Source organism: Streptomyces sp. AcH 505 (genome assembly GCF_000818175.1).
Classification (GTDB): Bacteria; Actinomycetota; Actinomycetes; order Streptomycetales; family Streptomycetaceae; genus Streptomyces.
On record NZ_JTIY01000001.1, the window covers coordinates 928,074 to 935,300 of the forward strand.

The following is a 7,227-nucleotide window of genomic DNA, read 5'->3' on the forward strand; positions in this document are numbered from 1 at the left end:
CCCGCCGCCGCGCGCGCCTCGGCGACGAGCGTGGCCATGCCCGCGACGAGCGGCCGGGCCCGGCTCAGCACGGAGCGGCCCAGCGGGGTCGGCCGGCAGCCGGTGCGTTCACGGGAGAACAGCTCTGCGCCCAGGGTGTTCTCGATCCGGCGCAGTTGGGTGGTCAGGGACGGCTGGCTCATCCCCAGCTGTCGCGCCGCCTTGTGCAGACTCCCCGTGTCGGCGATGGCGCAGACGGCACGCAGATGCCTTACCTCCAGCTCCATCCCCCGAGCGTAGAGCGTGCTGCTCCGCTTACACCAGGGGTCCAAACCGCTGCAATAGGCGCGGACTTCGCCGGTGATTGGTCCGTGCTATCGGCTGTTGCCATCATCCGCGCGGGGCCGGACTCACCGAGACTCTGCGGTACCGAACCCGTTCTACGGACGAGTAGGAGTCCCCCCACATGAGACACCCCAAGACGGTGATGTCCGCAATCTGCGGAATCGGCCTCGGCCTCGCGACCGCCTTCGGCGCTCCCGCCACCGCAGCCACCGGCAGCGCTGCCCCCACCAGCGCTGCCGGCGCCACTTCCCTCTCCTCGCCCGCCGCGACGTCCGTCGCCGCGTACGAGGGCTCGAAGGAAGAGGCGGCCAACAACAAGGCGTTCTTCGAGGCCGTCCTCAAGTCCGCAGCGCAGAAGCGCGCCGCCAACCCCGGTGCGCAGGCTGTCACCGTCGTCTACGACCCGTCGCAGGCGCCCAGCTTCGCCGGCCAGATATCGAACGCGGCGTCGATCTGGAACAGCGCGGTCTCCAACGTGCAGCTCCAGGCCGGCAGCAACGCCGACTTCGACTACTACGAGGGCAACGACCCGGCGGGCTCGTACGCGAGCACCGACGGGCACGGCCGGGGCTACGTCTTCCTCGACTACGCCCAGAACCAGCAGTACGACTCGGTCCGTGTCACCACGCACGAGACCGGGCACGTGCTCGGTCTGCCCGACACCTACGACGGTCCGTGCAGTGAGCTGATGTCGGGCGGCGGACCCGGTACGTCGTGCACGAACAGCCAGCCGGACGCGTCGGAGCGCGCCCAGGTCAACGCCCTGTGGGCCAACGGCATCGCCGCCGCGCTCGCCAAGGTGTCCTGACCCGTCCGTACGCCACGAGGGCGCCCCACCGTACGCCGCGTACGGTGGGGCGCCCTTTCCCTTGGTAGCGTCGCTCGGTGGACTTCAGTACGAACACGGGCGCATCGCCCGGGAGCGGCCTTCTGCCGGCCGTCGACGGCGACTTCCAGACCCAGCTCACGGTACGGACGACGTTACGCACGAGCGTCCAGCTGGCCGACTGGGCGGCTGCCCAGGGCCTCACCCTGACCCCGACCGTCCTCGACCGGGGCCGCACGCCGGGGCGCCCGACGCTCACCCGGCGCGGCACGGGCAGTTTCGAGGAGCAGCGGCGCGCGGCCGACGCATGCGCCGCGCTGCTGGCGGAGGCCGGCTTCGCCGTCGTACGGACGCAAATCGAGGCGGCTGCCTGGAACGACGGGGTGCCGCTGACGGACACCGAAGCGGCGGCGCTGCCGCCGCACTGTCACTTCGAGCACCGCGTCACACTGCGGCTGGCCATCCCGTACGACACGAAGCGGCTGGCCGCGCTCGCCGAGCGGCACTCGGCGCAGGTGGCGCGCACCGCACGCCGGGTGCTCTCCCCCGGCGTACAGGAGCGGTCCGTGGTCCAGCGGGTGCCGGGGGCCGGCCGGACCGGCGCACGCGCCCGGCTGGACGGGCTGCTGGACGCGCTGTTCTCGGCGGGCTTCCAGCCGGCCGATGTCGAGGAGGGGTTCGTACTCCTCGACGACAACCCCCCGTTCAGCTGGCCGGGCCGGGCCTGACCCGGCCGCGGCTCGCCAGGCTGCGGCTGGTGCCGGTGGCCGGACTCAGGCGCCCACCAGCGGCCTGCCGCCCAGCTCGGTGTCGGTCGGCAGCTGGCGTCTGATCCGCTCCAGGGCCTCACCGAAACCGCCGCCCGAGATACCTGATTCGTACGCCGCCCCCGCGCAGTGCAGCGTCAGGCTCAGCTCGGCGCGGCCGGCCGGTGCTCCGGTCTGCCGCTCACCGAGCGTCAGCAGGCAGTTGAGCGTGGCCTGTTGCGCCACCCCAGCGGCGACGACCGGCAGCCGGACGTCCCACTCCATGACACAGGACGACAGCACCTCACCCGCGCCCACCGGTTCCAGGGTGGCGAAATCCGGCCCCTCGTACTCGACTTCCCTGATGCGGGTCCGGACCTGATGCCCGCTCGTCGTAAAGGTGATCGCTTCCGCGCCCTGGCGGTCCCGGTACCAACCCGCCCATGAATCCGTCAACTCCGCTGTCATGGCGCGGACTGTAGCGCTAACGGGATCTTTCACCGTCAGCCGCCCTGCGGATCGCGCCACATGGGCCACATATGTGGTCCGTCCGGCAGATCGACGGTGGTCCCGGTGTAGGCGAAGCCGAGCCGCTCGTAGAGCCGGCCGCTGCGCTCGCTGCTCGCCTCCAGATAGGCCGGGGTCCCTTCGCGGTCGCAGCGCTCCAGTACCGGTTCGATCAGCGCTTTACCGAGGCCCTTGCCCTGGTGATCCGGGGAGACCGCGATCATCAGCAGATACTCGTGGGCCCTGTCGTGCGGATGGATCGCCCCCGTCAGCCGGCCGATCAGCTCGGCTCGTTCGTTGTCCGGGTCGGAGACCTCCCGCATCCTGGCCGGGGTGTCGTCCTCCTCCTCCGGCAGCCCGGCGGGTATCTGGAGCCAGAGCGCCGCCGCGTTGCCGTCCTCCGTGATGTCCGCGCGGCCCTCGGTGAGCGCCACGTCCACGAACACACCGAGGAACTTGCTGTGCAGGGTGCGCCGCTGCGCCTCGTCGGGGAAGACCCAACTGCTCACCGGGTCGTCCATGAACGCCTCGTCCAGCAGCCGCACCAGGGTCGCCCGGTCCTCCTCCCCGGCCTGTCGGATCCCCACGCCCGGCACCCGGCCCGGCGGCCCGCCCGGCCCCGCGCCTGATTCCGCGGCCGTGTCTGTCGTCTGGCTCATGATCCGGCCCTCCTCGCTGATCGTCGTGTCGTCAATAGGACGAGGCGATCTTAGAGTTGGGGCGCCCGGCTGTCCCAGCGGGCGACGGAGTCGTTACCGGCTGCGGCGCGTGACGAACTCCGCCAAGGCCATCAGATCGCCCGCAGCCGTGAGATCGGGGACGGCCCGGGAGAGCTGATGGACCGCCCGGGACATCCGGTCGGCCGCCTGGAGCTGCGCCCAGTCCCGACCGCCGGCCCGTTCGACGGCAGCGGCCGCGCGCTGGACGGCCGCCGCGTCCATCGGGCCCTGGTACAGCTCGGCCAGCTCCTCGGCCGCCGGGGTGCCGGAGGCGAGCGCCGCGACCACCGGCAGGGACTTCTTGTGGGCCACCAGGTCGGCGCCGGCCGGCTTGCCCGTACGGTCCGGGTCGCCCCAGATGCCGATCAGATCGTCGATGAGCTGGAAGGCCAGGCCCGCCTCCCTGCCGAACGCGTCCAGCGCGGCGACCTCCTCGGCGCCCGCGCCCGCGTAGAGCGCGCCGAGCGCGCACGACGTGCCGAGCAGGGCGCCCGTCTTGGCCGTCGCCATGGAAAGGCACTCTTCCAGGGTGACTTCGTGCGGGCCCCGCTCCTCGAAGGCGCAGTCCGCCTGCTGGCCGGCGCAGAGTTCGATGACGCAGGACGCCAGCGCGGCCGAGGCCGCCGCCGACGCGGGATGCGGGTCCTCGGCGAGCAGCCGCAGCGAAAGCGCCATCACGGCGTCGCCCGTGATGATCGCGTCCGGGGTGCCGAAGACCGTCCAGGCGGTGGCGCGGTGGCGGCGGGTCGGGTCCTCGTCGATCACGTCGTCGTGGAGGAGGGTGAAGTTGTGGGCGAGCTCCACGGCGACCGCCGCCCGTACGGCCTGCTGCGGATCACCGCCCAGCGCGCGGGTCGCGGAGAGGACGAGGGCGGGCCTGATGGCCTTGCCCGCCCGGCCGGACGCGGGGGTGCCGTCGGCATGCTCCCAGCCGAAGTGGTACATCGCGACTCTCCGTATGGAGCCCGGCAACGACTCGACGGTGGAGCGTAGTTCCGGATCGACGACGGTCCGGGTGCGCTCCAGGAGAGCCACCGCCTCATGGCCCTCGGCGGGGGCGTCCGTGCTGGTCATGGTCATGATCGCTTCCTTCGGCGCGAGGTGGTGCTGGGTGGTGCTGGGTGGTGCCAGGTGCTGCGGCGGGGCGGGGCCGGGTGCCGGAGGGGCCGGCCGGCGGGCTCGTACGGCCGGCCGGCCCCTCCGGGCTGTCGTCACCCGGTCTGCCGCCCCACTACCAGCGGCTCACTTCCACGTTCTCCAGGACACCGACGGCGTCCGGCACGAGGATCGCGGCCGAGTAGTACGCCGTGACCAGGTACGAGATGATCGCCTGCTCGTCGATCCCCATGAACCGGACCGACAGGCTCGGCTCGATCTCGTCGGGGATGCCGCTCTGCTGGAGCCCGATGACGCCCTGCTCGGCCTCGCCCGTACGCATGCAGATGATCGAGGTCGTCCGCGCGTCCGAGATCGGGATCTTGCTGGACGGGAAGATGGGCACCCCGCGCCAGGCGGGCACATGGTGACCCGCGACCTCGACGCTGTCCGGGTAGATCCCGCGCTTGTTGCACTCGCGGCCGAAGGCGGCGATGGCCTTCGGATGGGCCAGGAAGAGCTTCGAGCCGCGCCGCCGCGACAGCAGCTCGTCCATGTCGTCGGGGCTCGGGCCGCCGTCGTGCGGCTGGAGCCGCTGCCCGTAGTCGCAGTTGTTCAACAGACCGAACTCGCGGTTGTTGATCAGCTCGAACTCCTGGCGCTCGCGCAGCGCCTCGACCGTGAGCCGCAACTGCTGCTCGGTCTGGTTCATCGGCTGGTTGTAGAGGTCGGCGACCCTGCTGTGCACCTTCAACACGGTCTGGGCCACGCTCAGCTCGTACTCGCGCGGCGCGCCCTCGTAGTCCACGAACGTGTGGGGGATGGCGGCCTCCCCCACATGGCCGGCCGAGAGGTCGATCGCGGCCTCGCCGTACTGGTTCGTCCGCTGCCCGGGGATCGACGCCAGACCCGCCAGATGCCCGCTCAGCGAGTCGGCGCGCTCCGCGAGGTTCAGCACGTCCTGGCGGGTCAGCACCAGGACCGTCGTCTTCGTCGCCGCGCGCGCCGTGTACTCCCAGGTGGCGTCCCGGTCGAGCAGGGCCTGGTCGCCGAAGTACGCCCCGTCGCCGAGGACTTCGAGCACCGTCTCGTCCCCGTACGGGCCGGTGCCGATCTTCTCCACCTTGCCGTGCGCGAGCAGGAACACCCGGTCGTCCGTGTCCCCGCTCGTGGCCAGGACCTGGCCGGCGGCGAACTCCTGCTGTTCGCAGCGGTTCGCCAGCTCGGCGAGCACCTCCTGGTCCTCGTAATCACGCAGTGCAGGCAGTTCCCCGAGCTCGGCGGGGATGACCGCCACCCGGTCCCCGGTCTGCACGAACGTCACGCGTCCGTCGCCGACCGCATAGCTGAGCCGCCGGTTCACCCGGTAGGTACCACCCTGCACCTGAACCCACGGCAGCATCCGCAGCAGCCACCGCGAGGTGATCTCCTGCATCTGCGGAACCGATTTGGTGGTGGTCGCCAGGTTCCGCGCGGCGGCGGTTCCCAGACTCTGCTGGGGCGGCGCCTGTGCTTCACGGACCTCGTCACCAACCGACATGAAGTCTCCCCTTCGATCATGTGCTGACCTGCGGGACAAAGACTTTCAGTACCGAGCGTGGCCGCGCCATTACACAAATGAGTGGGACTGATTCCCGCAGGACGGGGCACAACACGCAAAAGTCCACCCCGATGGGCCAATTGCCCCGATAAGCCCGCGCGGGTGGTGGCAGGCGGTGCGCGCCGCGTACCCGTATCGCGACCTGACCGACCACGGACCGACATGACACCTGGCCGACCGCGCGCCGACAATGAGGGGTGACCTCGCCCGAAGCGCTCGATCCCGCAGGCCTGCGGCCCCTGCTCCCCTCGCCGCTCCAGCCCGCCGACGACGAGCGCTTCGCCCGGCACGGCGTACGGCTGCTGCTCAAGCGCGACGATCTGATCCATCCGGAGCTGCCGGGCAACAAGTGGCGGAAGCTGACGCCCAATCTGCGGGCCGCGTCCGCCGCCGGGCTGCGCACCCTGCTGACCTTCGGCGGCGCGTACTCGAACCATCTGCGCGCCACGGCCGCGGCGGGCCGGCTGCTCGGCTTCGCCACCGTGGGGGTCGTACGGGGCGAGGAGCTGGCGGACCGGCCGCTGAACCCCTCACTCGCGCGCTGCGCTGCCGACGGGATGCGGCTGCGGTTCGTCTCGCGGGCCGCGTACCGGCGTAAGGCCGAGCCCGGTGTCGCGGCGTCGCTGGTGACCGCAGCGCTCGCGGGCAGCGGCCTGGACCGGGATTCCGTTTATCTGCTGCCCGAGGGCGGCAGCAACGCCAGAGCGGCCCGCGGCTGTGCCGGTCTCGGCCAGGAGCTGCGCGGGGCCGCCGAGGTCGCCGCCGTCGCCTGCGGCACCGGTGGCACCCTGGCGGGCCTGGCGGCAGGGCTCGGGGCCGGGCAGCGGGCGGTGGGCTTCCCGGTCCTCAGAGGCGGCTTCATCGGCCGGGAGACGCGCGAGCTGCAACGCGCGGCCTTCGGCGGTCCCGTCGGTGAGTGGAGTCTTGACGACCGGTTCCACTTCGGCGGTTTCGCCCGGGTGCCCGCCGTCCTGGACGCCTTCGCCGACGACTTCGAGGACCGGCACGGACTGCCGGTGGAGCGGCTCTACGTCGCCAAGATGCTCTACGGCCTGACGACACTTGTAACGGAGGGCGCCTTCGCGCCCGGCAGCACGGTCGCCGCCGTCATCACCGGCCGCCCCGAACCGGCGGACCCGCAGGCACCGGTTGACCCGCAGGCACCGGTTGCCCCGCAGGCACCGCCGACCCCACACGCCCCGCGGAAAACGTAGGGGCCGGAGGACCGTCAGTCCGAGGTCTCCTCCCGGTAGGCCGCCGCCTCCTCCAGGTCCAGCCTGCGCAGCAGCGTCCGCAGCATCTCGTCGTCGATGCTCCGCCGGTCCCGCAGCTCGACGAAGACCGAGCGCTCCGTCTGCAGCACCTCGCCCGCGAGCCGCCGGTACGTCTCGTCCGCCGACTCCCCCGTCG

Annotated in this window: 8 protein-coding genes and 1 pseudogene; 3 read left to right on the forward strand and 6 right to left on the reverse strand. The window is 71.7% G+C overall.

Annotated elements, in window-relative coordinates; all coding sequences use genetic code 11:
- Positions 1 to 266 (reverse strand): LysR family transcriptional regulator (locus HY68_RS44735; protein ID WP_041984525.1); only part of this gene is annotated, 266 nt, incomplete at its 3' end.
- A gap of 179 nt (positions 267 to 445) precedes the next feature.
- On the opposite strand from HY68_RS44735, the gene snpA reads away from it, so the two are divergent.
- Together snpA and HY68_RS04225 are read left to right on the forward strand one after the other, a co-directional pair.
- Positions 446 to 1,132, forward strand: coding sequence for a snapalysin (gene snpA, locus HY68_RS04220; RefSeq protein ID WP_198533207.1), 687 nt, complete (start codon positions 446 to 448; stop codon positions 1,130 to 1,132).
- Between the two features lie 77 nt (positions 1,133 to 1,209).
- Positions 1,210 to 1,878 (forward strand): hypothetical protein, encoded by a 669-nt coding sequence (locus HY68_RS04225; RefSeq protein WP_052457012.1) that lies wholly within the window; start codon positions 1,210 to 1,212, stop codon positions 1,876 to 1,878.
- 45 nt (positions 1,879 to 1,923) lie between these two features.
- Here HY68_RS04225 and HY68_RS04230 read toward each other — a convergent pair whose 3' ends face one another.
- The 4 genes from HY68_RS04230 to HY68_RS04245 all read right to left on the reverse strand — a co-directional run bounded on the left by HY68_RS04230 (position 1,924) and on the right by HY68_RS04245 (position 5,757).
- On the reverse strand, positions 1,924 to 2,364 hold the full coding sequence (locus tag HY68_RS04230) for a DUF6304 family protein (RefSeq protein WP_041984528.1): 441 nt from the start codon (positions 2,362 to 2,364) through the stop codon (positions 1,924 to 1,926).
- A 35-nt stretch (positions 2,365 to 2,399) separates the two neighbouring features.
- Positions 2,400 to 2,951, reverse strand: a complete 552-nt coding sequence (locus HY68_RS04235; RefSeq protein WP_041995126.1) for a GNAT family N-acetyltransferase — start codon at positions 2,949 to 2,951, stop codon at positions 2,400 to 2,402.
- A gap of 204 nt (positions 2,952 to 3,155) precedes the next feature.
- Positions 3,156 to 4,202, reverse strand: a complete 1,047-nt coding sequence (locus HY68_RS04240) for a family 2 encapsulin nanocompartment cargo protein polyprenyl transferase (RefSeq protein WP_041984531.1) — start codon at positions 4,200 to 4,202, stop codon at positions 3,156 to 3,158.
- 151 nt (positions 4,203 to 4,353) lie between these two features.
- On the reverse strand, positions 4,354 to 5,757 hold the full coding sequence (locus tag HY68_RS04245) for a family 2B encapsulin nanocompartment shell protein (protein ID WP_041984535.1): 1,404 nt from the start codon (positions 5,755 to 5,757) through the stop codon (positions 4,354 to 4,356).
- Between the two features lie 257 nt (positions 5,758 to 6,014).
- Between HY68_RS04245 and HY68_RS04250 the strand changes: the two genes are divergently transcribed.
- Complete coding sequence (locus HY68_RS04250) at positions 6,015 to 7,031, forward strand: pyridoxal-phosphate dependent enzyme (protein ID WP_041984537.1); 1,017 nt, start codon at positions 6,015 to 6,017, stop codon at positions 7,029 to 7,031.
- A 14-nt stretch (positions 7,032 to 7,045) separates the two neighbouring features.
- Here HY68_RS04250 and HY68_RS44740 read toward each other — a convergent pair.
- Positions 7,046 to 7,227, reverse strand: a pseudogene (locus tag HY68_RS44740) (Na+/H+ antiporter); the annotation flags it as partial.